Raw genomic sequence first — 26,853 nt, forward strand, 5'->3', positions numbered from 1 at the left:
GCGGCGCGCTTTGATATGGCCATGACTGCATCGTAATCCGAAAATGAAAAAGGCCGACGTTTCACGTGAAACATCGGCCTCAAGGCGGGGGAGGGCTAGGCGAGCTCTTTGACCTCTTCATCCCTGGACTCAAACTGGCCCTTGGCGAAGCGATCGACCACGAGGGCAATGGCGCCGTCGCCGGTGACGTTTGCGGCGGTACCGAAGGAGTCGATGACGATGTAGGCCGCGATCATGAGGCCGACCATGTTCTCGTCGAAACCAAGCATGGAGGCGAGTAGGCCAGTGGCTGCCATGATGGCGCCACCCGGGACGCCCGGCGCAGCGATCATCATGACGCCCAGCAGGAGGATGAAGCCGAGATAGAGGCCCGGGTTGACATCCATTCCCGCCATGTAGATGACGGCGAAGGCGTAGAGCGCGATCTTCATCATCGACCCGGACAGGTGGATCGTCGCGCACAGCGGCACGACGAAACCGGCGACGTTCTCATCGACTTTGTTGTTCAACGTGGATTTCAGCGTGACCGGAATCGTCGCCGCAGACGAGGAAGTGCCCAGGGCGGTGAAGTACGCGGGCAGCATGTTGCGCAGAGCGGTGAACGGATTGACGCCCGCGACGACTCCGGCGATCAAGTACTGGAGTACCAGCAAGATGACGGTCATGATGACGGACAGCACCAGCACCTTGCCGAAAGCCGCCATGGTGGAGGCCATGTTCTCGTTCATGCCCAAGTTCAAGAACATGCCGAAGATGAAGACCGGGAGCAGCGGAATGACAAAGGACGTGACCACCTTCATGATCACGCGCTCAAGATCCTTGGTGAAGGAGTAGAGAGTGTCGGACTTCACCGCAGTCATAGCCAAGCCCACGCAGAACGACAGGACCAGAGCGGTCATCACTGCGAACGGAGGATCGATCTCCACCTCGAAGAAGGGGGAGAGGGCGCCTTCATCAACGTCTTCAATATCGGTCTGCAACGACTGGCCGCCCAGCAGCCACGGGTACAGGACAGCGGAGACCCCCCAGGCAGTAAGCCCTGAGATCACCGTGGAGCTGTACGCGATACCGGCCGTGATGCCGAGCCACTTACCGGCACCTTGGCCGAGGCTAGCGATCGCGGGCGTGATCAGCGCGAAGATCAGCACTGGAACGAAGAAGCCCAGGAAGTTAGAGAAGAACCCGTTGAAAGTGACAAAAATGCGGGCGAGCCATTCGGGAAAGAAGAAGCTGCAGGCGATGCCGGCCACGATGGCCACGACAATCCAGAACAGCAGCGACCTCGTGATCGACTTTGTGTTCATGCCTTCATTCTCCACCACCCGGACCACGAGAAAAAATCGCGTCCCGGTAAACTATGCAAGCATGTCAGCTGGCGTAATCATCGGAATTCTGCTCATCATCGCGGCCCTCGCCCTCCTCATTCCCGGAGTGCTGGCGACAGTGGGCCGCCTGCCCGGCAACTCGGTCGTCGGGCTGCGCGTGCCAGAGGTCCGCAAGGATGAAGAGGTCTGGGACACCGCGCACAAAGTCGTGGGCCCGTTCCTCATTCTCGCCGGTGTGACACTCGCCTTCGGGGCCGCGTTCTCGTTCATCGCGCACGGGTGGCTGTGGGCCGCTCCGGTTCTGTTGATCATCGCCGCGGTGGTCGCGGTTGCCGTCGGCGGCAATCAGGGCGCGCGTACAGCCCAACTTGTCGACGAAGCCCGCACTCAAACCCCCGAGCCCGAACCCACCCCGAACGTCAACCTCAACGCACTGCGCAATGCCGCTAAGCAAGCCGACGAGAATTAGACGAGTTCCACTCTCCGCGACTCAAGCTCGCGGAGCGCACCGTTGAGCGGCGATCCCGTTAACGGCAGTACAGACAAATCGATCTCAGCCGCTGCTTTAAGAGCTATCTGGTTGGCGCTGTGCGCCGCCTTGAGCGGAAGGCCGATAGAGTCCGCGAATTCGTCCCAGTGCCGCGACCTTGACCATCGACCTCCGTCATCGCCGCCCGGAAATCGAGTTCCTCCAAGTTCCCGCGCAGAAGGGGCGGGGCAACAGGCGGCGCTGTTTCACGTGAAACAACTTGAACGTCACCGGGGAGATCGTTACCGATGGCGAGGAGGAGGGAGAGCTCGTCGTCAAGGGAAGTCTTTATGGCCTTCCAATCCTTCCGAAACTCGGTGTTCTAGCGGCCAGCATGTACCCCGCAGTACCAATTCGGAAATATCTGTCGGAATCTGGCCTGCGCGAGACTAATGCGTCCAAATACACCGGTTTTCCGAAACATCGTTCCGAAACGAGCAATATTCCTAAACCAGTTGCAGCCGGCCCGCCCCTGCCTTAGCCTGAATCTTGTGACTTCCTTCAACGCCCAGAATCAGTGGTGGTGGCGCGCATAGCTGCGCGCCGTAGTCAGTCACCCCTCTCGGCCCGCAAGCTTGACCCTCCAAGCGCAGCGGGCCTTTTTGTATCCAGCACAACCACCACAGCGAGTCAGAAACACCCCCATGAGCACATCCCCTCCACGCGTGACGCATATTGACGTCCGGTACCACGAGGACGCCTCCGTCCTCTTCCAGCACATCGGCGGCACCGAACTGTCGGACACGGTGCTGCTGGAGAGCGCCGACATCACCACGAAGTCGGGGTTGCAGTCGATGGCGGTGCTCGCGGCTTCACTGCGCGTCACGTGTAACGACTACAACGTCGTGGTGGAGCCGCTGAGCCCGGAAGGGGAGAGGATCGCCGCCGACCTGGGCGAACAGTTGGCGGAGTTTGCTAGCGGGGACAACACGTTCACGTTCCCGCCGTCGTCAGCTGACGACGAGCGCGAGCGTCTCACCGCCCCCAGCACCGTCGAGGTTCTGCGCGCGCTGACACAACGCCCGGAGTCGATGCTCGTTGGCGGGTTTGCGTTCGACTATCTGGCCACGTTCGAGACACTGCCTGAGGTAGGGGAGAGCACGAACACCTACCCCGATTTCCAGTTCATTCTCGCGGAGATTGTCCTCACGATTGACCACAGGAATCAGACGGCGAAGCTGACGGGGATGGGGGACGTCGATAAGCAACTGCGGAAGTACGAAGACCTGATTCGCGCCGCCTCCACCGAGAGATCCAAGATCGCCGGCGAAGAGAAAACGCTCACGGTGACGACGAGCTTGGATGACGCGGAATTCCGCCGCGATGTGGACAAGCTGAAGGACAATATCTACAACGGCGACATCTATCAGGTCGTGCCGGCTCGCGCGTTCACGGCGGAGTGCCCGGACGCGTTCGCTGCGTATCAGTGCCTGCGCGAGACGAACCCGTCGCCGTACATGTTCTACGTGCGCGGCTTCGACCGCAACCGCGAGCCGTACGAACTCTTCGGCGCCTCGCCCGAGTCCAACCTGAAGTTCTCTGCACAGACGCGCGAGGTGCAACTCTACCCGATCGCGGGCACACGGCCGCGCGGGGCAACTCACGAACTGGACACGCGCATGGAGCTTGAGCTGCGTACCGACGCGAAGGAGATCGCGGAGCACACCATGCTCGTCGACCTGGCCCGCAACGACATGGCCCGCGTAGCTGAGCCCGGCACCCGCCGCGTGCGCGAGCTGTTGCAAGTGGACCGCTACTCGCGCGTGATGCACCTTGTTTCACGTGTAACGGCGACTCTCGCGCAGGACCTCGACGCGCTCGATGCGTACCGCGCGTCCATGAACATGGGAACACTAACCGGTGCGCCGAAGCTTCGCGCGACGGAGCTCATCCGCGAGATCGAGGGCTCCCGCCGCGGGTCCTACGGTGGCGCTGTCGGGTACCTGCGTGGGGACGGGGAGTTCGACACCTGCATCGTCATCCGCTCTGCCTACGTCCGAGACGGGGTTGCCACCGTCCAAGCCGGCGCTGGCGTCGTCCGCGACTCGAACCCTCAGGCCGAAGCCGATGAGACGCTCCACAAGGCCTATGCCGTCCTCAACGCGATTGGTCTCGCGCAGAACGCCCGATTGGAGGTCATCCGATGAGCAAGCTCGTTCTCCTGGATAATCAGGACTCCTTCGTCTACAACCTGGTCGACGCGCTCTCCGGCTTCGACGCAACGGTCTTCCGCAACACCGTGTCCGTCGACGCGGTGTTGGGCGCCGACCCGGACGTCATCATCCTCTCGCCCGGCCCCGGCTACCCGGCCGACGCTGGGTGCATGATGGAGCTCATCGAACGCGCACTAGGACGCATCCCGATTCTCGGCATTTGCCTCGGCTACCAGGCACTCATCGAGCACTTCGGCGGCACCGTCTCGCCGTGCGGACCCGTCCACGGTGTGTCCATTCCCATGCGGCTCACGGATGACGGGCTGCAGAGTTCGCTTTTCGACGGTCTCGTCATCGACGGCGGACCCGAGCACCTCGAAGAGGGCCGCCTCGTCCCCGTAGCGCGGTACCACTCCCTTGGGACGGTAGATATCCCGGACGGGTTAGTCGCCCTGGCGCGCACGGAAACACAGGTCGGCGACGTCGTCATGGCAGCGGAGTCGGAGGACGGTATGTCGATCGGGCTGCAGTTCCACCCCGAGTCGATTCTTACTCTCGGTGGACCGATCCTGCTGGAACGGTGTGTGAAACAATTGTTGGGCAAATCCAAGAAAGGTGGCAATGATGGCTAGTGACAAGGCATTGGAGACGTTCCGCTCCTTCATCGATAAGAAGGACCCGACCTTGGAGGAGGCTGTAGCCGTCTTCACCCCGTTGACCGTCGGCGACTACGACGATGTGCACATTGCCGCGCTGCTGGCAGCGGTGCGCACCCGCGGCGAGACGTTCGCCGACATTGCCGGTGCCGCCAAGGCCTTCCTCGCGGCCGGCCGTCCGTTCCCGATCACGGGGGAGGGACTCATGGACTCTGCCGGCACGGGTGGCGACGGCAAGAACACCATCAACATCTCCACCGCCTCCTCCCTGGTCGCCGCCGCCGGAGGCATCAAGATGATCAAGTGCGGCAACCGTTCAGTGTCGTCCAAGTCCGGCTCGGCCGACGTGCTCGAAGCGCTGAACATCCCCCTCGACCTCGACCCGGAGCGCGCTGTCCGCCAGTTCGAAGCGTCCAACTTCACCTTCCTGTTCGCCCCTGCGTACAACCCGGCGATCGCGCACGTCCAGCCGGTGCGCAAGTCGCTGGGCATTTCCACGCTGTTCAACACGCTCGGCCCGCTGCTCTCTCCCGGCCGTCCGGAGTACCAGATCATGGGCATCGCTAACCCGGCCCTCGGCCAGACGATCGCGGAGACGATGCGCGAGCTGGGCCGCGGCCGCGCCATGATCGTCCACGGTTCCGGCACAGATGAGATCGCCGTCCACGGCCCCACCGAGATCTGGGAGCTCGACCGCCAGGGCAACATCGAGCACTACACCGTCGAACCGTCCGACTTCGGCCTGCCCACCTACACCCTCACCGATCTCGAGGGTGGCAACGGGGACGAGAACGCCGCCGCGATCCGCGCGATCTTCGACGGCACCGCCCCAGATGCTCACCGCGACGCTGTCGCCGCCACTGCGGGCGCCATGTTCTACCTCTATGGGGAAGCCCCAGATTTCAAGGCAGGAACCGAGCGCGCACTGCAGTTGCTTAACGACGGCACCGTCCGCGACTGGCTCTCCACCCACGAAGGTGCAAACTATGCCCTCTGACCTGCAACAACGCGATCCTAGCCAATCTGACGGTCTCCCCACCGTTCTCGAGGGGATTGTAGAGGGCAGAAAACGTCACCTTGACGATATTCGCGGCCGCATCGCTCACGTCGATCCCGCCTCCCTTCCCCGCTCCGAGCGCTCCCTTTCCGATTCGCTCGCCCGCCCAGGCGCTCAGTTCATCATGGAGTGCAAGGCGTCCTCGCCCTCGCTCGGTACGATCCGCGCGCATTACGAGCCGGGTGCTATCGCCTCGATCTACTCCCGTTACGCCGCGGGCATTTCCGTACTGTGCGAGCCAGACCGGTTCGGGGGAGACTACGACCATTTGGCCACCGTCGCTTCGACCACGCACCTGCCAGTGCTGTGCAAGGACTTCATCATCGACGAGTGCCAGATCCACGCCGCGCGCTATTTCGGCGCCGACGCGATCCTGCTCATGCTCAGCGTGCTAGACGACGACACCTACGCCCGCCTTCACGCTGAGGCAGATCGCCTCAACCTTGACGTTCTCACTGAAGTCATCGATGAGGAGGAAGCTGCCCGCGCCACCAAGCTCGGCGCGAAGATCTTCGGCATCAACCACCGCAACCTGCACGATCTCTCGATCGATCTGGGCCGCTCAGCCCGCCTGGCTCCGCTCGCGCCCGAAGGTGCCCTCGTCGTCTCCGAGTCGGGCATCCGTAATGTGGAGACGGTGCGCCAGCTCGGTGGACACTCGGACGGATTCCTCGTCGGATCCCAGCTCACGGGCGAACCAGACATTGACTGGGCTGCCCGCATGCTCGTGTACGGCCCCAATAAGGTCTGCGGCCTTACATCGTGGTCGGCCGCCCAGGCTGCCCGTGCGGCTGGCGCTGTCTACGGCGGCCTCATTTTCGAGGAAGCATCGCCGCGGAATGTTTCACGTGAAACAGCGGAAGACATCATTTGCCACGAACCCGGTCTGCACTATGTGGCCGTGAGCCGCCGTACCGAGAACTGGGCGGAACTCGTCTTTCCGGGCATCCACGCCGTGCAGATCCATGCGCCTTACCAGGGGAGTGTCGGCGCGGAACTCGACCTGATCGATCGTGTCCGTACTGAATGCCACTCAATTGACCCACAGCTAAAGATCTGGCGCGCTGTCTCCATGACGGATGGAAACCCAGAGTGGGCGGAAGGAGTCGTCGATAAGCTTGATGCTCTCGTGCTTGACGCTGGCGCCGGCGGTAGCGGAACCACCTTCGACTGGAGCCAGATCCCCGAAGGAATCAAGTCTCGCTCGCTCCTCGCCGGCGGAATCGGCCTGGATAATCTCGAGGATGCGCTGGCCGTGGGCTGCGCGGGGGTCGATCTGAACTCCGGGGTAGAGTGGTCCGGCAGGAAGGATGCGGGCAAGATCCGTCAAGCGTTCACCACAATCAGGAATTTCCATTACTGAGTTTGACTCAATACGAAAGGGAACACCCATGAGCACACTCCTACCCGCGTATTTCGGTGAGTTCGGCGGACAATTCGTCGCCGAATCGCTGCTCCCGGCGCTGGACCAGCTGGAGCAGGCGTTTGTCGACGCGTGGAACGACGAGGAGTTCATGACCGAGTACCGCGCTCTGCTGCGCGACTACCTCGGCCGCCCGACGCCGCTGACGGAAGCGAAAAACCTCACCGCGGGCAACGACTATGCGCGCATCTTCCTCAAGCGCGAGGACCTCGTTCACGGTGGTGCCCACAAGACCAACCAGGTGATCGGGCAGACCCTGCTGGCGAAGAAGATGGGCAAGACCCGCGTCATCGCCGAAACGGGCGCCGGTCAGCACGGCACCGCGACCGCGCTCGCTGCCGCGCTCATGGATTTGGACTGCACCATCTACATGGGCACGAAGGACATGGAGCGCCAGGCGCCGAATGTGTGGCGTATGCGTCTCATGGGAGCGGAGGTCGTCGGAGTCGACTCTGGTTCTGGCACGCTCAAGGACGCGGTCAACGAGGCACTGCGCGACTGGACCGCAACGTTCCACAACACTCACTACTTGCTGGGCACCGCTGCTGGCCCGCACCCGTTCCCGACGATCGTGCGCGAGTTCCACAAGGTGATCTCGGTGGAGGCGAAGCAGCAGATGCTCGAGCGCACTGGCAAGCTGCCGGATGTGGTCACGGCGTGTGTCGGCGGCGGTTCCAACGCGATCGGCATGTTCGCCGATTTCATTGAGGAAGACGGCGTCGAGCTCGTCGGCGCTGAGCCTGGCGGCGAGGGCATGGAGACCGGCCGCCATGGCGCGGCCATCAACGCAGGCACGATCGGCATCCTGCACGGCTCCAAGTCCTACGTCATGCGCGATGAGGACGGCCAGATCACCGACTCCCTGTCCATCTCCGCCGGCCTGGACTACCCGGCGGTCGGCGCGCAGCACTCGCACCTCGCCCAGACGGGCCGCGCGTCCTACGTCGCCGTTCCCGACAGCGAGGCGGTCGCTGCGTTCCAGATCCTCTCCCGGAAGGAGGGCATCATTCCCGCGCTCGAGTCTTCCCACGCGCTCGCCTACGCTTTACGACGCGCCGACGAAGCCGCCAGCACCCGCACCCCCACAGACATCCTCGTCTCCCTGTCCGGCCGCGGCGACAAGGATGTCACGCATGTGCAGCAGACCCTGGAAGACAACCCGGATCTCGTTGTCGATTTCACCACCGATGCAGCCACGGAGGGCAAATAACCATGTCGCGTTTTGAACAACTCTTCGCTGACCTCGAGGCGAAAAACGAGGGCGCGTTCGTCCCCTTCGTGATGCTCGGCGACCCGAACCCGGAAGATGCCATCGACATCATCTCTGCCGTCATCGAGGGCGGCGCCGACGCACTTGAGCTGGGCGTTCCCTTCTCCGACCCGGTTGCCGACGGCCCGACGATCCAGAACGCGCACCACCGCGCGCTTGTCTCCGGCGCGACCGTGGCCAAGGCGCTCGACCAGATTCGTGAGGTCCGCCGCCGCTACCCGGACGTGCCGATCAGCATGCTCATGTACTCCAACGTCGCCTACGTCCGCGGGTACGAGCAGTTCTACCGCGAGTTCAAGGAGGCAGGCGCCGACGCCATTTTGCTTCCCGACGTCCCCGTCCGCGAATCCGCACCCTTCGTCGCCGCCGCGACCACGGTTGGTGTTGACCCGGTCTTCATTGCCCCGGCGAGGGCAACCCCGGAGGTTCTCGAGGGCATCGCCGCGAATTCCCGCGGTTATATCTACGGCGCGTCCCGCGCCGGTGTGACCGGCACCGAGCGGGAGTCCCAGACCCTCGGTCTGTCCGACGTGGTCAACAACGTGGCGATGTATGGCGGCGCTCCGATCCTGCTGGGCTTCGGCATTTCCGAGCCGCACCACGTGTCCGACGCGATCGCAGCGGGTGCTGCCGGCGCCATCACCGGCTCCGCCATCGCCAAGATCATTGACGAGTGGGTGGGCGGCGACCACGACGAACCCGTCCACATCACCGACATGGATGGCCTCCGCGCCGAGCTGAAGGACTACGTCGCCTCCATGAAGGCAGCTACTGTTAAGGCATGACCGAGAACTCCCAGACCCCCCGTTGCTCACGCCGTCTGTTCCTCGTCGGCTCCGCCACTACCGTCGCGGGCGCGTTCCTCGCCGCGTGCGGCAAGCCCGCCACGGCTGAGATCGCGGCGACGCAGGTTCCGGTGGGGAGCGCTGTGATCGTCGATAAGCTCATCATCGCGCAGCCGACGGAGGGCGAATTCCTCGCGTATTCGACGGTCTGCCCGCACCAGGGAAACCCGATTTCGCAGGTCAATGGCGATACCGTGCGCTGCCCGGCGCACGGGTCCAGCTTCGACATCGCCACCGGAGAGCCTGTCGAGGGCCCGGCCCAATCGGGTATGACCCCCGCGCCCGTCCGCCAAGAAGGCGACACTGTCGTGGCGGGCGGGGAATAATGGCGATCTACGTCCGCACCACCTTGACCGTCCTGGGCGCGGGATCCGTGGTCAACGTTGCTGAACTTGCCGAGCTCAACGACCACGAGTGCCGCATGGTGCGCATGATCGAGCTCACCCCAGACCACGTGATCATGGGCGCATTTATCGACGGCAAGATCGCCGGGCAGGCCAACGAACCCCTCGACACCGTCCCTCACCCGGACACCTACGACCAGTACGAAGGACTGGAGGCGGAGAGACTTCCCGCCGAGCACTTCGAGGGTCTGTGGGCCGAAGCGCGGGCCAAGTTCCCAGAGCTTTAGAACCAGCGTTAGAACGGTGGCGCGTCCTCCGCATGAACTTGGGCCGATTCTTTGAGTGTGTCTTTGTGCGCTTCCTTAGGTCGGAACGGGAACTCCCGGCCGAACTCTTTCTCCAAACCGGCGATGGCAGTGAGGCACTCGTCGAGGGTTGAGGTTCCGGTGTCGTAGTCGTCGATAAGCTTGTGCCCGAGTGCGAAAAAACGGGTCTTTTTTCGGTGCAACCCCAAGATGTCTTCTAGCGAGTGCTGCCACTTTGGGGCCGTTGGCGTGACTTGAGAGTGAATGAAGCCTTCGGGGTCGGTGCGCTGGTACGTCCCGTCGGGGAAAAGCCAGACAAGCTCGCCGGTCACGGGATCGGGGATGTAATACGCCCTGCGGTCAGTTTTCATGTTGTGGTGGTGCGCGCAGAGGCTGAAAAGGTTCGATGCAGTGGTTTCCCCGCCTAAATCGAAGGGAACGCGGTGGTCGATCTGGCACTTCCAGGCCGACACCGTGCAACCGGGGAAGCGGCACGTGCCGTCGCGGCCGCGGACGTACGCCTTGATGTCCTCCGGTGGGGAGTAGCTGTTCACGGTGCGGGTGGCGGCATCGTCGAGATTCACAACTTTGACCGAGTTCTTGTCGGCGCTAGACAGCATGTGGTTGAACATCTCTGTGCCGGGCGCTGTGGTCCAGCCGAATCCGGGGAAGTAGGCAGGGGCCGCCGAGTTCAACGAACCATCCTCGGTCAGGGGAGTGTACGCGTAGATCTTGGCCCCGGGAGCCGGGGTGATCTCACCATTCAGGAGCTTGAGGGCCGCATCGGATTGGGTCAGGCCGTGGGCGCGGGCGGTCTCGTCGATAGATGCTTTGGTGGCGGCGATGGTCGCATTGTCGCCGACCATGGTGAGGCCCGCAGTGCCCGTGCCTGCCATCGCTTCTTGAAAAGAGATCTCGCATTCACCCGGCGGGGGAGGATCCTTCTTCTCGCGCTTTTCCCGCTTCTGCTCGTTGTATGCCACCTTGGAATCGAGCTCTGCGATGAATTCACGCAGACGCCGCGTGATAGTTGTACGAGTAGGGAGGGGCTGATTCATCCGTGTCGGGGTGAATAGGGTGACCAACAGCTCGTCGATAGTGGAATAGACCTCTTCCGTGGCGTTGATACCGAGCTCCGCTATGCGGACGGCAATCGCATCGAGACGATCGATGTCCAGCAGTTTGGTCTCCTTCTGGAGCGCGCGGAGGCGGGGCAGATCCCGCAAACTCATGTAACCCACCACGGCCCTCTCGGCCGGTGCCCGGCGTAGGCCCGTGTACGTGCACAGGCCCGCAATCTCCCGGTCGAAGTCCTTCGAACAGACCGGCCCCTCCTCACCGTCACTGGACGCGTACCTGCCGAACATCGCGTACTCGCCCTCCCGGAACTGCCTCCCCGCAGCGGCGAGTGGATCGCTCGGATTGTCGGTTGCAAAAAAGGCCGACTTCTTCTTGCGCTCCTTCGTCATTGTTCCCCCTTAGCAGTTGTGTTCGAATGCTATGCACACATCATTGCATATGGGGTGGACACTCACGCTTAACTTGCATGAACCATTAGCCTCTGTGTTCGAACGCTCACGCTAACGAGCAGGTCAGCTGGCTCAAAAAGTACATTCTCCGAACGGTGCCTTAACCGAAGACACCTGACGTGTAGGCAGCAACGGCGCCGCCGACCGCAGCCGTGATAACGCCAAGCGCGATCAACCAGTTCAGCGTGTTGCCCAGCTCGTAACCGCGAGCAGCGTCCCATTTCATAGAGCTGCCGAGCACGGCATTTGCGGAGTGGTTTTGCTCGAACTTGCCGGCGTTGGCGGCTACGCGGTCCTCAAGAAACTGATCGTCGTTGATGTCCAGGCCGTAAATCGCCTCGATGAGGGGAGCGATGTGCCCCATGCGCACGGCCTCCTCCCATTTCTGCCGCAGTTCCTCGTCGGTCGCGGTGCTGGAGTTCTCCTGGATGTAGGACGGCGAGCTGAACTCCAACATCGGCTTGATGGAACTCGTGTCGTCAACGGGGCGGTTGACCTGGGCGTCGGCAGGCGTAGCAAGGCTAAGCGTGAGAGAGACGGCGGCGGCGGATGCGATAGCTGTGCGGAGGATGCGCTTCATACTGCGAAGCCTAAAACCCCACAGGCTTTTCAGCAGCGCATTAACGCGTTGTTCACCCGAGCACCAGGTTCAGCCGACCACCACATTCACCAGCAGCATGTACACGGCGGTGCCGGTGAGGATGGAGAGGCCGGCACTGCGCCTCCACACGTGGAGAAAAAGGGTGACCACTCCAGCAATGAGGGCTGGGACCAGTCCACCTGGGGCATCCAGCGCGCTAGCCAGCGTGTACACGACAAGCACGGTCATGACGCCGACCGGCATCGTCGCACCGAGGAACTCAATCAGCGCGCTGCCCTTGAGCACGCGCAGAAACGCGAAGGGGAGCGCGCGCAGCAACACCGTCACCACTGCGACGGGCACCAGGACGGCTGCGACCATGGTGAGGGTCACGCCGTCGGGAAGCCCCAAAGAATCACCCATTATGTGTTCCCTCGCAGCTCAAGGCGCTTATCGACGCCCGGAAACCCGTACCGCAGCAACAGCACCACGAAGTAGGCTGACAACCCCGCCATGAGAATCGCCGACGGGGCGAGCACGGCCACGAGCACTGCGATCCCGGCGGCGGTCAGAGGCAGGGAGAAGTCGCGGTTGGATTGGAACGCCTCGTACGTCAACACGATGAACAGGGCGGTCAGGGCGAAGTCCATTCCCTGCACGCTGTCCGGAATGACCTGCCCGACGAGCGCGCCAATGATGCCGGGGATGACCCACATCGCTTGGCAGCAGGCTTGGATGGCCAGGACGTGCCGGCCGGTGAGTTCGGAGTGGGGGGTGGTGGAGGTGATGGCGTAGGACTCGTCGGTAAGCGAATAGGTGCTGTAGGCCTTGCCGGCGGGACTGTCGATGAGATGGCGGGGGAACGTGAGGCCGTAGAAAATGTGCCGGAAGTTCACCATGAAGCCGGTGACTGTGGCTGAGAGCGGCCCAACGCCACTGGCGACCATCTGCACGGCGAGAAATTCCATCGAGCCGGCGTAAATGACGATGGAGAAGATCGGCGTCCACCACCAGGCGAAACCGGCCTGTGTCATAACCAGGCCGAATGCGAGACCGAGCGGAATGAGCCCAAGGCCCACTACCCACAGATTGCGCATCTAGTTGTCTTCTGGGTTCGCGGGGAACGTGGAGAACAATGGCAGCGGCATCGGCTGGCGGCGCATGACATCGCTGTACAGGTCGGTGTTCGCGGGGGCGATGACGTCGCTCGGCAGGGCGGGCGCGACGTACCAGTCGCCGCGTTCGATCTCCTCGTCGAGCTGGCCGGGCTCCCACTCGGCGTAACCGGCGAAAAGGCGCATGCCCTCGAGCAAACCCTCGACGGTTTCCGGCTCTGTGCGCAGGTCAACGTGCACGAGGCGGTTGGCCAGGCGGGTGAACTCGGGGTGATCGTCGATCACCGTGCCGGACTTGGTCACGCCGACGCCGATCGCCGCCTGCGGGCCGACGGGGCCGCCGATGTAGAGCGCCTGTGGATTGGCCACCTCGGGAAGCCATTCGGGCAGGACATTGTGGACCGCGACGTCGCTGCGCCGGTTGAGCACCACGCCGAAGGAGTGGGTCGCGGTGTGCTCGATGACGAGGACGATGGAGCGGACGAATTCGTCGGAAAGCATGCCCGGCGCCGCAACCAGCAACATGCCCGGCCCCGGCTCTTCGCGCTCGAGCGCGGTGAACAATCTATCCGCGTAGAAAAACTCAGCCATTTTCTGCCTCCCACCACGCCTTGAGCTGTGCGACGGCCTCATCACGGCCCAGCTCACCGTGCTCCAAGCGGAGATCCTTCATGTATTTCCACGCCTTGCCCACCTGCGGGCCGGGCTCGAGGCCCAGGATCTCCATGATCTCATTGCCGTCCAGGTCCGGGCGCACGCGAGCGAGATCCTCCTTGGCAGCAAGGTCCGCGATGCGCTCCTCGAGGTGGTCGTAGGTGCGCTGGAGACGCGCCGCCTTCTTCGGGTTACGCGTTGTGCAGTCCGCGCGGACGAGTTTGTGCAGGCGGGGGAGAAGGTCTCCCGCATCGGTCACGTAGCGGCGCACGGCGGAATCCGTCCACTGGCCTTCCCCGAAACCGTGGAAGCGCATGTGCAGGTAGACCAGCTGACCCACGTCCTCGATGACGTGCTTCGGGTACTTCAGTTTGCGCATCCGCTTTCGCGTCAGCTTCGCACCGACAACCTCGTGGTGGTGGAAGGACACCCCTCCGCCCGGCTTGGCCTCGCGGGTGTCCGGCTTGCCGATGTCATGCATGAGCGCCGCCCAACGCAGCTTCAGGTCCGGTCCTTCTTCTTCCAGCTCGGTGGCCTGGCGCAGCACAGTCAGCGAGTGAGCGTAGACGTCTTTGTGCTGCATGTGCTCGTCGCGCTCGAGCTTGAGCGCCGGGATCTCCGGCAGCACGTGGTCGGCCAGGCCCGTCTCCACGAGCAGGTCAATGCCCTCCCACGGCTGCACGCCGAGCAAGAGCTTGTCCAGTTCCGCCTGCACGCGCTCGACGGTGATGCGGCCTATTTCTTCCGCCATGTCCGTCATCGCACGCTTCACCCGCGGCGAGACGTGAAACCCCAGCTGGGAGACGAACCGGGCCGCCCGGAGCATGCGCAGCGGGTCATCGCGGAAGCTGACCTCCGGCTCCTGCGGGGTGTCCAGGACGTGGTTCAGCAGGTCTTTCAGGCCGTCGACGGGGTCGTGGAAATCCAGCGCGAGTGAATCCTCGCCGTCGGCGACAAGGAGCTCGATCGCCATTGCATTCACGCGAAAGTCGCGGCGCACCAGATCGTCGTCAATCGCGTCGCCGAAGGTGACTTCGGGGTTGCGTGTGACGCCGTCGTACAGATCAGCGCGGAAGGTGGTGATCTCCACCTGCTGGCCGTCCTTGACTGTCGACACGGTTCCGAATTCAATGCCGGTGTCCCACACGGCCTCGCCCCAGCCGCTCAAGATGGCTTTGATGACGTCGGGGCGTGCGGACGTCGTAAAGTCCAGGTCATTGCCGAGTCGGCCGAGCATCGCGTCGCGCACCGGGCCGCCGACCAAGTAAAGGGACTCGCCCCGGTCGTGGAATTCCCGCACCAGCGATGTGAGCAGGCCTTCAAGCTCGCGCACCGCTGTTTCCGCCCGGGCGAGCAGCCCGATGAAGGCTGTGGAATCGCCCTTTTCGGGCAAACTGAAAAGCCCGGCGGGGTCGGTGTGGTTCTCGCTCGCGGTCCTCGGGGTCACGGCCATAACCATACTTGGGGTGGTCTCAAGTTCCATATATAAGTCGTGGGCGGGTACGATCTGATCTCATGGCTGACTCTCCGAATCCTCCGAAGCGCAGGCGGCGCCGGCGCGGGTCGAGTCATGCCCAAAAGGGGGAGCAGAAGCAATCCCAAAAACAACGACAAAAGCACCAGAAGCAACCCCCAAAATCCCAGAAACAGCAGCCGAACAAGCGCCGCCGCAAGCAGCGCCCCCAGAACTACCGCAAGCCGCACACCAGCCAGTACACGACGGACCACAAGATGGAGACCCGGGACGAAACGTCCGCGGGCGGTTTGGTGGTCTCCGGCATGGCGGAAGCAGTGGCTGCGGACGGCAGTGTGGACCTGAGCAGGATTTATGTCGCGCTGATCGGGCGCCTTGACCGCCGCGGCCGCCTGCTGTGGTCGATGCCGAAGGGCCATGTGGAGCCCGGTGAGCACCAGTGGGACACGGCCCGCCGCGAGGTGTGGGAAGAAACCGGCATTTACGGCGAGCCCTTCGAGGACCTCGGCCTGATCGATTACTGGTTCGTGTCTGACGGCGTGCGCATTCACAAGACCGTGCACCATAACTTGTTGCGCTATGTCGACGGGGTGCTTAACGACGAAGACCCAGAAGTCACCGAAGTCGCCTGGGTCCCCGTCAGCGAGCTGATGGAGCACCTGGCGTATGCCGACGAACGCAAGCTGGCCCGCATCGCCTTCGACAAAATGCCAGCATTAGCGCGTGCCGAGAAACGTGCCGGAAGGATCACGCCGCGGTGATGAAGGCACGGATCTGCGCAGTCGTGGCAGCAGCAGTGGTGGCAGTCTGTGCTTCCCCCGCGCACGCCGACCTGCCGGTGCCGATGGATCCGCAAAACTCGGCCGTGGCCTCGCAGTGGGTCAATCCGCAGATTCGCGCGAGCGACGGCAGCGAGAACATCACGCTCTCGCTTGTCGACGCTCCCTCTACCGCCGATTCCGGCTCCACCGTCGACGCGATTGTGCGGGTGCGTAACGACGGCGATGAGCAGATGGACAACCTCACGGTGACTCCCCGGCGCGGACCTGTCTCCGGGTCTGTCTCCGATGCCCGGGTAGCAACGATTGCGGCGCCGGGGGAGTACACGGTCGCCGGTGACACGGTCGAGGTGCCTAACCTGTCCGCGGGGGAGGAGGCCGAAATCACCGTGCAGGTGGATGTCTCGGACCAACCGCTCGCGGCGACGTTCCCGATCATGGTCGTGCTGGAGCAGGACGGCACCCACTTAGACAGCGAGCGCTGGCACATGGCCGTGCGGGGTGATTTGCCCGAGGAGCAGACTCCCGCGGGTGTCTCGGTGCTCTACCCGGTGAGCGCACCGGTGGACATTGTGCCGGGGGAGACCGGCGAAGCTCCGAACAGCCCGCCGTTGATTCTGGCCTCCGAGCAGCTCGCGGATCAGCTCGAACCTGGGGGGCGCCTGGATCAGTTGATCGAGACGTACGCGGAGACCACCGACGACACTGGCGTCGCTGACGCCACGTGTCTCGCTCTCGACCCCGCGCTGGTGGACACAGTGGACCGAATGGCGCAGGGGTACAAGGTCGACGACGATCGCCCATCCCCGGGCCGCCAACGCCAGCGCCTGCGCGATTCTTGGGGCCGTGAGGACGCGGCCTTCATGGATGCCGCGCCGGGCCGGGGCGCAGAGGATGCTGCTGCCTGGCTAGAGAAGGTCAAGGCCGCGAGCGCGTCTGGCTGCACGGTGGCACTGCCCTGGGCGAATGCTGACTTGAACGCCATCGCCCGCACCGGTGATAGGTGGCTCATGCGCGAGGCCCTCGAGCGCGGGCCCTTCACCTTGGGCCGCGTGCTGGGTACTCCCATCGTGCAGAACATAGTGGTGCCTGGCGCGGGCTACCTCACCCCGGAGTCTGCGCCGGCGATGGGCTGGGCGGACCACAGCAGGTCGACGGTGCCGCAGGTCGGCATGCAGAGCGCGTGGGAAAACGAGCAGGCTGAAACGCAAGACGGGCCCGGCGGCAAGATCGAGGGCGACCAGCAGACCACGCTGGACACCCCGACGTTGCCCAGCACTGAGGATGTCGCGGCGCCGGAACCGTCCCAGCCGGTGCGCGTGCTCGTGGCGGACAACACCGTGCCGGGGGAGCGCTTCGCCACCGCCACACCCGGTGTGGTGACGGTGGGCTTTGATGATGCGCTGGCCAGTACGCTTGCTGCGACCGGCAGCCACCCGGAGACCACCGGTTACTCCCAGGAGAAGCTGCGCTACGACTACTCGATGGATTCGGTGGCGGCGCGCGATCTCACTGCGGCATCGGCTATCGCGACGGCAGCGCGCACGGCGGGGGAGGAGCCGGTGCTCGTCAATCCGCCGGCGGCGTGGGATGCGTCGACAGCGCAGCAAGTCATGGGTACCGTGGGGGAGCTGATGAGCTCCCGCATAGCCGAGCCGATGCCACTCGAGGAGTACACGCGCCCTCCGGAGCAGATTGATCAGGCGGACCTGGAGGCACTCGGCACGCCGTACAACGACCCGACTGTGTACTCCGACACGGAGATCCTCAACGCGGGCCAGCAGGCGCGCTACATCGACGACCTCACATCCATCCTGGCCAACGAGAACAACATCGCTCTGACCCGCTACGGTTACACCCTCCCGCTGCGGCTGGATCTGCTCGCCGCGCTGCCGGTCACGCACCGCCGTTCTCTGACCTACTACTCGGATGCGGAGTTGCGCACCCGCACGCGGCTCAATGGGGGGCGGGATACGTTGGGGGCGATCAAGTCGTCGATAAGCTTGATCCCGCCGGGGAATGTGTACACGCGCACGTCGGAATCCTCGCCGCTGCTCATTGTCGCGGAGAACGGGCTGCCGCTGCCTGTCGACGCGTCGATTCTGTATCAGGGGCCCCCCGACGCGAAGCTGAATACTCCGGCGGAGTTCCGCATCCCGGCGCGCGGTTCGCTCACCCTCCAGATGACGGCGGACCTGCCGCAGAACAATAAGCGCACTGACCTGCAGCTGTACCTCTCCACGCCGGGTAATCGGCCGATTTCTCAGCCGGTGAACATCGCTGTGCAGACGGCCGGCGGGGCGCTTGCCACCCGGATCCTCGTCGCCGGGCTGGCGGTGCTGTTCGCGTTGGCGGTTCTTTTCCAACTCGGGAAGCGGCGGAGAGAGCACTAGGATTGAGACCCCTATGGAGAAAGCTGAAACTTCGGACCGCTCCGTCGTAAGGTCCACTGGCTCAATGGCAGTGGCGACGCTGATGTCGCGCATCACCGGCTTCATCCGCACGGTGATGATCACATCGGCGCTCGGCGGCGCGGTGGCATCGGCATTCATCTCGGCGAACACGCTGCCGAACATGGTCACGGAGATCGTGCTCGGCTCGGTGCTCACCGCCCTGGTGGTGCCGGTGCTGGTGCGCGCCGAGAAAGCGGATCCGGACCACGGCGCCTCCTTCATCCGGCGGCTGTTCACGCTGACGTTCACGCTCGTGACTGTGGCCACGGTGATCACGCTCGTCGGTGCACCACTGCTGACACGGCTGATGCTCGATGGCGACGGCCAAGTCAACGTCGTTCAGGCCACCTCGTTCGCGTATCTGCTCTTGCCGCAGATCATGTTCTACGGCTTGTTCTCACTGTTCATGGCGGTGTTGAACACGAAGGAAGTGTTCCGCCCCGGCGCGTGGGCGCCGGTGGCGAACAACGTGGTGACCATCACAGTCATGGCGCTCTACATGCTGGTGCCGGGGTCCATTCACCCGGACGACCCGACACCTGTCACCGATCCGCACGTATTGTTGTTAGGCCTCGGCACCACGTTCGGCGTGGTGGTCCAGTGCCTGATCATGCTGCCGGCGCTCAGGCGCACCGGCGTCGACCTGCGGCTCGAGTGGGGCATCGACGACAGGTTGAAGCAGTTCGGCGGGATGGCGTTGGCCATCATCACCTACGTGGCCATCTCGCAGGTCGGCTACATCATCAACAACCGCATCGCCTCGAGCGTCCACGAATCCGCGCCGATCATTTACGCGAACCACTGGCTGCTGCTGCAAGTGCCCTACGGCATCATCGGTGTGACGCTGCTGACGGCGATCATGCCGCGGTTGAGCCGCAACGCCGCCGACGGCGATGACCAAGCCGTCGTCCGCGACCTGACACTCGGCACGAAGCTGACGTTCATCGCCATCATCCCGATCATCATGTTCATGACGGCGCTGGGCCCCGACATCGGCACCGCCCTGTTCCGTTACGGCAACTTCAGTTCCGAGGACGCCCGCACCCTGGGCCTGACGCTGAGTTTCTCCGCGTTCGCCCTCATCCCGTACGCGCTGGTGATGCTGCACCTGCGCGTTTTCTACGCCCGCGAGGAGGCGTGGACGCCGACCTTCATCATCGCCGGCATCACCTTCACCAAGGTGGTTCTGGCGTTGCTGGCTCCGTTCGCGGCGACGCGCCCCGATCAGGTGGTGGTGCTGCTCGGCGCCGCCAACGGCTTCGGCTTTGTCGCTGGCGCTGTCATTGGCTCTTTCCTGCTGCGCAGCAAGCTCGGCTCGCTGGGCACAGGAGAAGTCCTCAAGACCTCCGCATGGGCAGCGCTTGCTGGCCTGGTCGGTGTCGGGGCGGTCTTCGCCGTGCGCTCGGTAGTGCGCATGGTCTCGCCCGAGCGCAGCTCCGTGGGCATGCTCATAGAGATCGCCGTGCTCGGCGTCATCTTCGTCGCCGTCACCGCCGTGGTGCTGTCCTTCTCCAAACTGCCTGAGGTGGAGACAGTCATGCAGCGCTTCAAGCGCAGCACTCCGGTGGAGGAGTCCGCGCCGGCTCTATCCACCTTCATGCTGGAGGACACTTTCAATGCGTCCCCGGTCCCGCCGCCGATGTCCGCCGGTGTCGTCCGCGGGCCGCGCCTGATCCCGGGTGCCGCGGTGTCCGACGGGCGTTTCCGTCTGCTGAAGGACCACGGTGCCGCCACCGGCGCCCGCTTCTGGCAGGCCCGGGAGCAACGGACCGGCCGGATGGTGGCGCTGACGTTCGTGGACACGTGCGGTGCGGCACCGCTTGCTCCTGTCGCTCCGCGCCAGGCTGCTATCGACGCCGCCGGTGTCTCCCACCGCACCCACCGCCTGCGCGAACTCCAGCTGCCCGGTGTGGCACCGATCTTGGAGGCGATTCCGTACCGCATGGGCTGCCTTGTGGTCTCGGACTGGGTACCGGGGTCGTCCCTCAAGGCCGTGGCCGAGTCGGGCGCCCCGCTGCTCGAGCAGGCAGTCGACGACGCGATGGTGCCGCTGAATCAGTCTGTGGCCTTCGCGCACCAGCACGGCGTCCCCCTTGGCCTGGACAACCGCGACCGCATGCGCGTGACTGAAGACGGCGCCATCGTCCTAGCGTTCCCCGCCGTCCTGCCGGGCGCGGACCTTGATTCCGATGACGCCGCCCTGGGCTTCGCGGAGGACCTGCTGCACAACCTCTCTGGCGAGGGACCTGGCGAGACCGTGCAGGTGCCGGTGGAGCAAGAGATCGATACACCACCGGTGCGCGGTTTCGGCGAGCGCGGTCTCGGCGCATTCGGCATCACGGCTCTGGTGGCGGTAGCAATCAGCGCGGTCCTCATGGTCGCGCTGCTGACCACGTACGTGCTCAGCCAATTCCGCGATGAGCCGGACAACCCGGTGCGCGACGTGGCTACCGAGTCCGGCCCGGTAAGCCAGGCGCAGTCGCTTCCGGTTTTCATCGCCCCGCTGACGGTGGAGCCGGAGAATTTCGCCCCGCTTGTCGACGGCGACGGCGCCACCACCGCCACCGTCACCCCCGGACAGAAGTTCACGATCACCACGGATGGCCCCTTCATCGCCGATCAGCTGATCTTCCACACCGAGCCCGGCCCTGGGCTGGAGTACACCATCTACGGTCTTGCCGGAGGCAACCGCGAGGTTCTCGCAGAGGGCACGCTCACCGGCGGCCCGCAGCATACCGTCGACATCACCGACAACCCGACGCTCAACGGGTTGGAGATCGCTTTCACGGGTGCGGATGGCACGGCGGTTGCGGTGCAGGAGGTCAGCGTCGTCGGCAAGCGTGCGTTGCACACTGGAGTGCGCAACAACTAGGTGCGACCCGGTGTGCGCGCGTGCCACAATCGGGGTGCAGCACAGGGGGATCAATCGGGGGGACACCATGCATGCACAGCACTACAGCGACAAAGCGCTGGTGGCGGCCTATCTTGCGGGGGATCAGCGCGCGTTCACGATGATCGTGCAGCGCTACCGCCGCCAAATGTGGGCGCTCGCGCTGCGCTACACCCGCAATGAGCATGACGCGCAGGATGTCATGCAGGACGCACTGCTCAAAGCAGCAGTGAAGATGGAGACGTACCGCGGCGAATCGGGCCTGGGGACGTGGCTGTGCCGCCTCGTGCTCAACGCAGGCTACGACCATTTCAAGCGCGCGGACAACAAGCGCCGCCACTTGAGCATCGACGACGACGAGAAGATCAGCCCCGACACCAACCGGGCTCTGTCCCATGAACCGCTGACGCACCTCGACCGCAGGCTCGCGCTCATGCAGGTGCTGGGCAAGCTTCCGGCCGCGAACCGTTCGGCGCTGTTGCTTATCGACGTCGCAGGTCTGTCCATCAACCACGCCGCCCGCGAGCTCGGCGTGCGCCCCGGGACAGTGAAGTCCCGCAGGTACCGTGCCCGGGACATGCTGCTGCAGATGATCGATGAGGACGTGAATCTTGTTAGTTAGGATCACTTGACCTAAGCACTACACTGACAGCCATGACTGAGCCGCAGATCCCCAACATTCCCTCCGCCAACGCGCTTGGCGCGTTCGCTCCGGAGACCGCGACGACTGAGCCGATGCAGGAGGCCGCTGCCACGGCTGCCAACCCGGACGAGGTGCAGGAGGTCATTGTCATCGGATCCGGCCCGGCCGGGTACACCGCTGCGCTGTACACTGCCCGCGCCGACCTGAAACCGCTGGTCTTTGAAGGCTACGAGTTCGGCGGTGAGCTGATGAACACCACCGAGGTGGAGAACTACCCCGGTTTTGAGAACGGCATCATGGGCCCGGACCTGATGATGGAAATGCGTGCACAGGCAGAGCGCTTCGGCGCGGATCTGCGCGCTGAGATGGTTGACCGCGTCGAGCTGGACGGCGACATCAAGAAGGTCCACGTGGCCGATGAGGTGTACTCCGCCAAGGCCATCATCTTGGCCACCGGCGCGGCTCCGCGCCACCTGGGCATCCCGGGTGAGCAGGAGCTGACCGGCCGCGGCGTGTCCACGTGCGCGACGTGCGACGGTTTCTTCTTCAAGGACCAGCACATTGCTGTCGTCGGCGGCGGTGATTCGGCGATGGAGGAGGCGACCTTCCTCACCCGCTTCGGTTCGAAGGTGACCATCATTCACCGCCGTGAGGAATTCCGCGCCTCCCAGATCATGCTTGACCGTGCGAAGGAGAATGAGAAGATCGAGTTCCTCCTCAACTCCGTCGTGGAAGAGGTCATTGAGGACGGTGGGAAGGTCGCTGGCCTGCGCATCAAGGACACTGTCACTGGCGAGGAGTCCACGCTGGACGCCACCGCGATGTTCGTCGCCATCGGCCACGACCCGCGCTCCGGTTTCCTGAACGGCCAGGTGGATACCGACGAGGGCGGGTACGTCGTCGTCGATCAGCCGAGCACCAAGACGTCGGTGCCGGGCGTGTTCGCCGCCGGCGACCTGGTGGACAACTACTACCGTCAGGCCATCACCGCCGCCGGCTCCGGCTGCCGCGCGGCGATCGACGCCGAGCACTACTTGGAGGCCCACTCATGACAGCGATCAACGTCACACAATCCACGTTCAAGTCTGAGGTCGTCGAGTCCGACATCCCGGTCCTGGTGGACTTTTGGGCCGAATGGTGCGGCCCGTGCAAGAAATTGTCCCCGCTTCTCGACGAGATCGCAGAAGAGATGGACGGGCAGATCAAAGTGGCCAAAGTCAACGTCGATCAGGAGCGTCTCCTGGGGGCGATGTTCCAGGTCATGTCCATCCCTAACGTCATGATCTTCTCCGGCGGCGAGAAGGTCGACGAGTTCGTCGGCCTGGTGCCCAAGCAAGAGATCGTATCCCGGGTGCGCAACCACCTCTGAGCCATTCCGGACCAATAGCAGTACTATGAGACTGTCCATTTGGCCGACTGTCTGAAAGGTGAGAAGTGTTGCGTATTTATCGGGTGGGTGACTCCAGCGCGCGCGTCGCCGAAGTCCGCTCGACCCTCGCACGCTTGGGGTTGCTCCCCGGCTTTGAGGGTGACGTGGGCGAGTGGAATCGCCGCAGCTTCTCCCAGGCAGAGATGCTTTTCGACGATGAGTTGGCCCAAACCCTCAAAGCTTTCCAGCAATCCCGCGGCATTTTGCCCTCCGGCGATATCGATGAGATCACGCTGCGGGAGCTGCGTCACGCCTCCTACACGCTGGGCGCGCGCGTCCTGTCGTACCAGCCGGGCCAGATCATGGTCGGCGACGATGTCGGCCAACTGCAGAAACAGCTGCAGGAATTGGGCTTCTACTCGGGGCGTATCGACGGTCACTTCGGCCCCGACACCCACGCCGCCCTGCAGGATTACCAGATCAACTACGGTATCCAGGACGACGGGATCTGCGGCCCGGAGACCATGCATGCGCTGAGCTTGCTCGGCCGCCGCATCACCGGCGGGTCCACCCAGGCCATCCGCGAGCGCGAGGTAGTCCGCCTGGCCGGCCCGCGTTTGGCGGGGAAGAGGGTCGTGATCGACCCGGATATAGACGTCGATAAGCATGCCGTCGTGCAGGGGCCCTACGGTGAGATCTCTGAAGAGGACATTCTCTGGGACCTGGCGTCGCGCGTGGAGGCGCGGATGATCGCCGCCGGCATGGAGACGATCATGTCGCGCCCGCGCGGGGACAACCCGTCGCCGAAGGCGCGTGCGGACCTGGCCAACAGTTTCGACGCTGACCTGGTGATTTCTCTGCAGCTGGACCGCTACCAGAACGAGAAAGCCAATGGTGTGGCCACGTTCTACTTCGGTTCGGAGCTGGGCGCGTCCTCAATGACGGGGGAGACCCTGTCTGGCTACATCCAGCGCGAGATTGTCGCCCGCACCCCGCTGGGCAACTGCTTCAACCACGGACGCACGTGGGAGCTGCTGCGCATGACGCAGATGCCGTCCGTCGCCGTGGTGGCGGGCTACCTGACCAACCCGCACGACGTGGCCGTGGTGACGGACCCGACGCAGCGCGACGCGATCGCCGAGGCGATCGTTGTCGCCGTGAAGCGCCTCTACCTGCTGGAACAGGATACCCAGCCGACGGGCACGTTCACGTTCACCGAACTGCTGCGTCAGGAACGCGCGTGAGCATCCGCGACGAGGTCGAGGGTGTCTTCGATGATGTGATCGAGGATATCCATCCGGAGATTTTCAACGACCCCGATTTTCTGCCGGGGCTATACGGAGTGGGCCCGTTCCTCGACCTCGTTGCGGAGTTGTCCGACAACATTGACACCGTCCTCGAGGCGACCGGGGCGAAGCAGGTGGATCTCATCGCGCACTCGCAGGGCGGCAACGTCGCGGTGCATTACGTGTCCAACAACCGGCACGAGGAGCAGATCAAGGTCCGCCGCGTGGTCACCATGGGCACGCCCTTTTACGGCACGGACTTCAGTGGCTGGGTGCCGCGCGTGCCGTGGTGGATTATCAACCTGCTCGGCGGCCCGGGAGCGAAGGAGCAGCTGCAGGGCGCCAACGCTCCGGTGACGGATCCGCGGGTGGTGTACACCTCGCTGTACTCCCGGGCGGACACGTGGGCGACACCGCACAGTTCGTCCTTCCTGACGTCCGACAACGGGGCGGACGTGGCCGTCAAAGCCATTCCCAGCGGCCCGAAGCACCCGCTCATGCCGCGGGATATGGAGATCGCGGAGCTGACTAAATGGGGGCTTGAGCGAGAAGCTCAGCAATCTCGGCCTCACTGAGCAGCCCCTGTTCCGGCGGCAGCTCTAGGCGCAGCCGCGGAATGACAGGGTGGTCGGCGACGATCTTGAACCCTGCCGACTCGAGCACCTCCACCGGCATCAGACCGATCTGCTCCGCGTGCTCGACGATAGTCTTGCACATCCCGGTCAGTTCGTGCGAGAAATCCGCCTTCACCCCGAATGCTTCGACCGCGGGGAGGCCGCGGGAAGTGAGGTCGACCACTGCGGCGTCGACAAGCACTGCCTCCCAACCGATGCCCGCGAAGGCTGCGTCGATATGCAAGCTGGTCAGGCAGTACGCGTCGGCGGAGACAGGCGCGGTGGGTAGGCGCACAGCCCCAGGAGCGGCCGAAGGCGGGCACATCAGCAAGGTGGCATGCGCCCGCTTATCGACGATCGAAAACCCAGCCGTCTTCTGCTCGTACACCAACGCGAGCAACCAGGCCGACTTGTCCATCTGGGAGTCGATGCCTTGGTAGTTCTCGCTGAGCGGGTCGAGTTCCCAGAACACGCTGCGCGCGGCCTGCGGGTGTAGGTTGCTCAGCGTGGACGAGGTGAGCGCGACAACGCTGGCCCGGGGCAGGCTCATGCGCCCTCGATGAGCCCCATGATGCGTTCGAAGTCGTCGCGGTCGCCGAATTCGACGACGATCTTGCCTTTGCGCTTGCCCATGGTGACGGAGACTTTGGTGTCCCATTCGTCAGCAAGGCGCTCGGCGGCCTGGGAGAGGAACTCCGGCTGCGGTGCTGGCTCGCGCTTGGTCTTTTCGGGCATCACGCCGTTCTTGTTCAACAGCGTGACGGCTTCCTCCGTGGCGCGGACGGACAGACCTTCAGCAACGATGCGGTCGGCGAGCTGCTCCTGAGCCTCCGGGCCCACCTTGACGCCCAGCAGCGCGCGGGCGTGGCCGGCGCTCAACACACCGGCGGCGACGCGGCGCTGCACCGGCACCGGCAGGTTGAGCAAACGGATCGAGTTGGTGATCACGGGGCGGGAACGGCCCAGCCGATCAGCGAGCTGCTCCTGGGTGACACCGAACTCCTCGAGCAACTGCTGGTAGGCAGCGGCCTCTTCCAGCGGGTTGAGCTGAACGCGGTGAATGTTCTCCAGGAGAGCATCCCGCAGCATGTCCTGATCGGACGTGTCGCGCACAATCGCGGGAATGCGTTTCAGCCCCGCCTTGGAGCCAGCACGCCAGCGGCGCTCACCCATGATGAGCTCGTAGCCGTCCGATGCCGGGCGGACCACGATCGGCTGCAGCAGGCCGAACTCCTTGATGGAGTGAACCAGCTCGGCGAGCTCATCCTCGTCGAAGACGCTGCGGGGCTGCTTCGCGTTGGGGAAGATGTCCCCGATGGGGATTTCTTGGTAGCTCGCACCGATCGAGTCAGCCACCGTCGCCGTCGGGGCGACCTGGGCGGGGATGCTCGGGGCACCCTTGACCTTCTTCGGGGCGGGTTTCTTACCGATGATCACATCGGCCGCACCGTCACCCAGCGGACCCGTCTTCTGGTGGTGGTCCGCGTTGGACGGGATGAGCGCGGCGAGGCCTTTGCCCAATCCGCCCTTGTTGTTCTTCTTCGGTTGCTCTGCCATGGT

General features: G+C 64.0%; 25 protein-coding genes and 1 pseudogene. 17 read left to right on the top strand and 9 right to left on the bottom strand.

What is annotated here, in order from left to right; all coding sequences use genetic code 11:
• Positions 1-95: 95 nt before the first annotated feature.
• Entirely contained in the window at positions 96-1,304 is a 1,209-nt protein-coding gene (locus KBX17_RS03380) for a dicarboxylate/amino acid:cation symporter (protein ID WP_255997248.1), read from the bottom strand.
• Positions 1,305-1,365: 61 nt separating this feature from the next.
• Between KBX17_RS03380 and KBX17_RS03385 the strand changes: the two genes are divergently transcribed.
• The 9 genes from KBX17_RS03385 to KBX17_RS03425 all read left to right on the top strand — a co-directional run bounded on the left by KBX17_RS03385 (position 1,366) and on the right by KBX17_RS03425 (position 9,889).
• Complete coding sequence (locus KBX17_RS03385; protein ID WP_255997247.1) at positions 1,366-1,794, top strand: SdpI family protein; 429 nt, start codon at positions 1,366-1,368, stop codon at positions 1,792-1,794.
• 704 nt (positions 1,795-2,498) lie between these two features.
• Complete coding sequence (locus KBX17_RS03390; protein ID WP_255997246.1) at positions 2,499-4,001, top strand: anthranilate synthase component 1; 1,503 nt, start codon at positions 2,499-2,501, stop codon at positions 3,999-4,001.
• Positions 3,998-4,639 (top strand): gamma-glutamyl-gamma-aminobutyrate hydrolase family protein, encoded by a 642-nt coding sequence (locus tag KBX17_RS03395; protein ID WP_255994620.1) that lies wholly within the window; start codon positions 3,998-4,000, stop codon positions 4,637-4,639. Before KBX17_RS03390 ends, KBX17_RS03395 begins: the two co-directional genes overlap by 4 nt.
• Positions 4,632-5,660, top strand: a complete 1,029-nt coding sequence (gene trpD, locus KBX17_RS03400) for an anthranilate phosphoribosyltransferase (protein ID WP_256018513.1) — start codon at positions 4,632-4,634, stop codon at positions 5,658-5,660. The genes KBX17_RS03395 and trpD overlap by 8 nt, the downstream gene beginning before the upstream one ends.
• Positions 5,650-7,083 (top strand): bifunctional indole-3-glycerol-phosphate synthase TrpC/phosphoribosylanthranilate isomerase TrpF, encoded by a 1,434-nt coding sequence (gene trpCF / locus KBX17_RS03405; protein WP_256018515.1) that lies wholly within the window; start codon positions 5,650-5,652, stop codon positions 7,081-7,083. Before trpD ends, trpCF begins: the two co-directional genes overlap by 11 nt.
• Before the next feature lie 28 nt (positions 7,084-7,111).
• Positions 7,112-8,353, top strand: coding sequence for a tryptophan synthase subunit beta (trpB, locus tag KBX17_RS03410; RefSeq protein WP_256018517.1), 1,242 nt, complete (start codon positions 7,112-7,114; stop codon positions 8,351-8,353).
• A 2-nt stretch (positions 8,354-8,355) separates the two neighbouring features.
• Positions 8,356-9,198 carry a tryptophan synthase subunit alpha gene (trpA, locus tag KBX17_RS03415; RefSeq protein ID WP_256018518.1) on the top strand — a complete coding sequence of 281 codons (843 nt, stop codon included), beginning with the start codon at positions 8,356-8,358 and terminating at the stop codon, positions 9,196-9,198.
• Entirely contained in the window at positions 9,195-9,584 is a 390-nt protein-coding gene (locus KBX17_RS03420) for a Rieske (2Fe-2S) protein (RefSeq protein WP_005287758.1), read from the top strand. The genes trpA and KBX17_RS03420 overlap by 4 nt, the downstream gene beginning before the upstream one ends.
• Positions 9,584-9,889 (top strand): hypothetical protein, encoded by a 306-nt coding sequence (locus KBX17_RS03425; RefSeq protein WP_255994623.1) that lies wholly within the window; start codon positions 9,584-9,586, stop codon positions 9,887-9,889. The genes KBX17_RS03420 and KBX17_RS03425 overlap by 1 nt, the downstream gene beginning before the upstream one ends.
• Before the next feature lie 8 nt (positions 9,890-9,897).
• Here the strand turns inward: KBX17_RS03425 and KBX17_RS03430 are convergent, their stop codons facing one another.
• The 6 genes from KBX17_RS03430 to KBX17_RS03455 all read right to left on the bottom strand — a co-directional run bounded on the left by KBX17_RS03430 (position 9,898) and on the right by KBX17_RS03455 (position 15,238).
• Positions 9,898-11,376 (bottom strand): HNH endonuclease signature motif containing protein, encoded by a 1,479-nt coding sequence (locus tag KBX17_RS03430; protein ID WP_256018520.1) that lies wholly within the window; start codon positions 11,374-11,376, stop codon positions 9,898-9,900.
• A 160-nt stretch (positions 11,377-11,536) separates the two neighbouring features.
• Positions 11,537-12,016, bottom strand: a complete 480-nt coding sequence (locus KBX17_RS03435; protein WP_255994625.1) for a hypothetical protein — start codon at positions 12,014-12,016, stop codon at positions 11,537-11,539.
• Between the two features lie 69 nt (positions 12,017-12,085).
• Positions 12,086-12,439 carry a branched-chain amino acid transporter permease gene (locus KBX17_RS03440; RefSeq protein ID WP_255994626.1) on the bottom strand — a complete coding sequence of 118 codons (354 nt, stop codon included), beginning with the start codon at positions 12,437-12,439 and terminating at the stop codon, positions 12,086-12,088.
• Positions 12,439-13,113: an AzlC family ABC transporter permease gene (locus KBX17_RS03445; RefSeq protein WP_005287747.1), complete on the bottom strand. Its 675-nt coding sequence runs from the start codon at positions 13,111-13,113 to the stop codon at positions 12,439-12,441. The genes KBX17_RS03440 and KBX17_RS03445 overlap by 1 nt, the downstream gene beginning before the upstream one ends.
• Positions 13,114-13,722: a YqgE/AlgH family protein gene (locus KBX17_RS03450; RefSeq protein ID WP_256004112.1), complete on the bottom strand. Its 609-nt coding sequence runs from the start codon at positions 13,720-13,722 to the stop codon at positions 13,114-13,116.
• Positions 13,715-15,238, bottom strand: a complete 1,524-nt coding sequence (locus KBX17_RS03455) for a CCA tRNA nucleotidyltransferase (protein ID WP_256004114.1) — start codon at positions 15,236-15,238, stop codon at positions 13,715-13,717. The genes KBX17_RS03450 and KBX17_RS03455 overlap by 8 nt, the downstream gene beginning before the upstream one ends.
• An 89-nt stretch (positions 15,239-15,327) precedes the next feature.
• Here KBX17_RS03455 and KBX17_RS03460 point away from each other — a divergent pair.
• The 8 genes and pseudogenes from KBX17_RS03460 to KBX17_RS03495 all read left to right on the top strand — a co-directional run.
• Positions 15,328-16,020 (top strand): annotated as a pseudogene (locus tag KBX17_RS03460) (NUDIX hydrolase); the annotation flags it as partial.
• Complete coding sequence (locus tag KBX17_RS03465; RefSeq protein WP_256018522.1) at positions 16,020-18,431, top strand: DUF6049 family protein; 2,412 nt, start codon at positions 16,020-16,022, stop codon at positions 18,429-18,431. The pseudogene KBX17_RS03460 and the gene KBX17_RS03465, both read left to right, overlap by 1 nt.
• Positions 18,432-18,444: 13 nt before the next feature.
• Positions 18,445-21,363 (top strand): murein biosynthesis integral membrane protein MurJ, encoded by a 2,919-nt coding sequence (murJ, locus tag KBX17_RS03470; protein ID WP_256018524.1) that lies wholly within the window; start codon positions 18,445-18,447, stop codon positions 21,361-21,363.
• A 67-nt stretch (positions 21,364-21,430) separates the two neighbouring features.
• Positions 21,431-22,003 (top strand): RNA polymerase sigma factor, encoded by a 573-nt coding sequence (locus KBX17_RS03475; protein ID WP_256004119.1) that lies wholly within the window; start codon positions 21,431-21,433, stop codon positions 22,001-22,003.
• A gap of 113 nt (positions 22,004-22,116) precedes the next feature.
• Complete coding sequence (gene trxB, locus KBX17_RS03480) at positions 22,117-23,076, top strand: thioredoxin-disulfide reductase (protein ID WP_256018649.1); 960 nt, start codon at positions 22,117-22,119, stop codon at positions 23,074-23,076.
• Entirely contained in the window at positions 23,073-23,393 is a 321-nt protein-coding gene (trxA, locus tag KBX17_RS03485; protein ID WP_005287722.1) for a thioredoxin, read from the top strand. Before trxB ends, trxA begins: the two co-directional genes overlap by 4 nt.
• Positions 23,394-23,458: 65 nt before the next feature.
• The gene (locus KBX17_RS03490) at positions 23,459-24,637 is read left to right on the top strand and encodes an N-acetylmuramoyl-L-alanine amidase (protein WP_256004135.1); all 1,179 of its coding nucleotides are present in this window, start codon (positions 23,459-23,461) and stop codon (positions 24,635-24,637) included.
• Positions 24,634-25,254 (top strand): alpha/beta fold hydrolase, encoded by a 621-nt coding sequence (locus tag KBX17_RS03495; protein ID WP_256018526.1) that lies wholly within the window; start codon positions 24,634-24,636, stop codon positions 25,252-25,254. The genes KBX17_RS03490 and KBX17_RS03495 overlap by 4 nt, the downstream gene beginning before the upstream one ends.
• On the opposite strand, the gene KBX17_RS03500 is transcribed toward KBX17_RS03495, so the two are convergent.
• Positions 25,208-25,843 (bottom strand): hypothetical protein, encoded by a 636-nt coding sequence (locus KBX17_RS03500; RefSeq protein WP_256018527.1) that lies wholly within the window; start codon positions 25,841-25,843, stop codon positions 25,208-25,210. The two genes, KBX17_RS03495 and KBX17_RS03500, sit on opposite strands and share 47 nt — an antisense overlap.
• On the bottom strand, positions 25,840-26,850 hold the full coding sequence (locus KBX17_RS03505; RefSeq protein ID WP_256004140.1) for a ParB/RepB/Spo0J family partition protein: 1,011 nt from the start codon (positions 26,848-26,850) through the stop codon (positions 25,840-25,842). Before KBX17_RS03505 ends, KBX17_RS03500 begins: the two co-directional genes overlap by 4 nt.
• Positions 26,851-26,853: the final 3 nt, after the last annotated feature.

It is taken from the genome of Corynebacterium sp. CCUG 65737 (assembly GCF_024454115.1).
In the GTDB taxonomy this organism is placed as follows: Bacteria; Actinomycetota; Actinomycetes; order Mycobacteriales; family Mycobacteriaceae; genus Corynebacterium; species Corynebacterium genitalium.

Excerpts from the sequence above, each read along its gene's own strand:
- KBX17_RS03380 (WP_255997248.1), bottom strand. The coding sequence starts at position 1,304 with ATGAACACAAAGTCGATCACGAGGTCGCTGCTGTTCTGGATTGTCGTG.
- KBX17_RS03385 (WP_255997247.1), top strand. The coding sequence starts at position 1,366 with ATGTCAGCTGGCGTAATCATCGGAATTCTGCTCATCATCGCGGCCCTC.
- KBX17_RS03390 (WP_255997246.1), top strand. The coding sequence starts at position 2,499 with ATGAGCACATCCCCTCCACGCGTGACGCATATTGACGTCCGGTACCAC.
- KBX17_RS03395 (WP_255994620.1), top strand. The coding sequence starts at position 3,998 with ATGAGCAAGCTCGTTCTCCTGGATAATCAGGACTCCTTCGTCTACAAC.
- trpD (WP_256018513.1), top strand. The coding sequence starts at position 4,632 with ATGGCTAGTGACAAGGCATTGGAGACGTTCCGCTCCTTCATCGATAAG.
- trpCF (WP_256018515.1), top strand. The coding sequence starts at position 5,650 with ATGCCCTCTGACCTGCAACAACGCGATCCTAGCCAATCTGACGGTCTC.
- trpB (WP_256018517.1), top strand. The coding sequence starts at position 7,112 with ATGAGCACACTCCTACCCGCGTATTTCGGTGAGTTCGGCGGACAATTC.
- trpA (WP_256018518.1), top strand. The coding sequence starts at position 8,356 with ATGTCGCGTTTTGAACAACTCTTCGCTGACCTCGAGGCGAAAAACGAG.
- KBX17_RS03420 (WP_005287758.1), top strand. The coding sequence starts at position 9,195 with ATGACCGAGAACTCCCAGACCCCCCGTTGCTCACGCCGTCTGTTCCTC.
- KBX17_RS03425 (WP_255994623.1), top strand. The coding sequence starts at position 9,584 with ATGGCGATCTACGTCCGCACCACCTTGACCGTCCTGGGCGCGGGATCC.
- KBX17_RS03430 (WP_256018520.1), bottom strand. The coding sequence starts at position 11,376 with ATGACGAAGGAGCGCAAGAAGAAGTCGGCCTTTTTTGCAACCGACAAT.
- KBX17_RS03435 (WP_255994625.1), bottom strand. The coding sequence starts at position 12,016 with ATGAAGCGCATCCTCCGCACAGCTATCGCATCCGCCGCCGCCGTCTCT.
- KBX17_RS03440 (WP_255994626.1), bottom strand. The coding sequence starts at position 12,439 with ATGGGTGATTCTTTGGGGCTTCCCGACGGCGTGACCCTCACCATGGTC.
- KBX17_RS03445 (WP_005287747.1), bottom strand. The coding sequence starts at position 13,113 with ATGCGCAATCTGTGGGTAGTGGGCCTTGGGCTCATTCCGCTCGGTCTC.
- KBX17_RS03450 (WP_256004112.1), bottom strand. The coding sequence starts at position 13,722 with ATGGCTGAGTTTTTCTACGCGGATAGATTGTTCACCGCGCTCGAGCGC.
- KBX17_RS03455 (WP_256004114.1), bottom strand. The coding sequence starts at position 15,238 with ATGGCCGTGACCCCGAGGACCGCGAGCGAGAACCACACCGACCCCGCC.
- KBX17_RS03465 (WP_256018522.1), top strand. The coding sequence starts at position 16,020 with ATGAAGGCACGGATCTGCGCAGTCGTGGCAGCAGCAGTGGTGGCAGTC.
- murJ (WP_256018524.1), top strand. The coding sequence starts at position 18,445 with ATGGAGAAAGCTGAAACTTCGGACCGCTCCGTCGTAAGGTCCACTGGC.
- KBX17_RS03475 (WP_256004119.1), top strand. The coding sequence starts at position 21,431 with ATGCATGCACAGCACTACAGCGACAAAGCGCTGGTGGCGGCCTATCTT.
- trxB (WP_256018649.1), top strand. The coding sequence starts at position 22,117 with ATGCAGGAGGCCGCTGCCACGGCTGCCAACCCGGACGAGGTGCAGGAG.
- trxA (WP_005287722.1), top strand. The coding sequence starts at position 23,073 with ATGACAGCGATCAACGTCACACAATCCACGTTCAAGTCTGAGGTCGTC.
- KBX17_RS03500 (WP_256018527.1), bottom strand. The coding sequence starts at position 25,843 with ATGAGCCTGCCCCGGGCCAGCGTTGTCGCGCTCACCTCGTCCACGCTG.
- KBX17_RS03505 (WP_256004140.1), bottom strand. The coding sequence starts at position 26,850 with ATGGCAGAGCAACCGAAGAAGAACAACAAGGGCGGATTGGGCAAAGGC.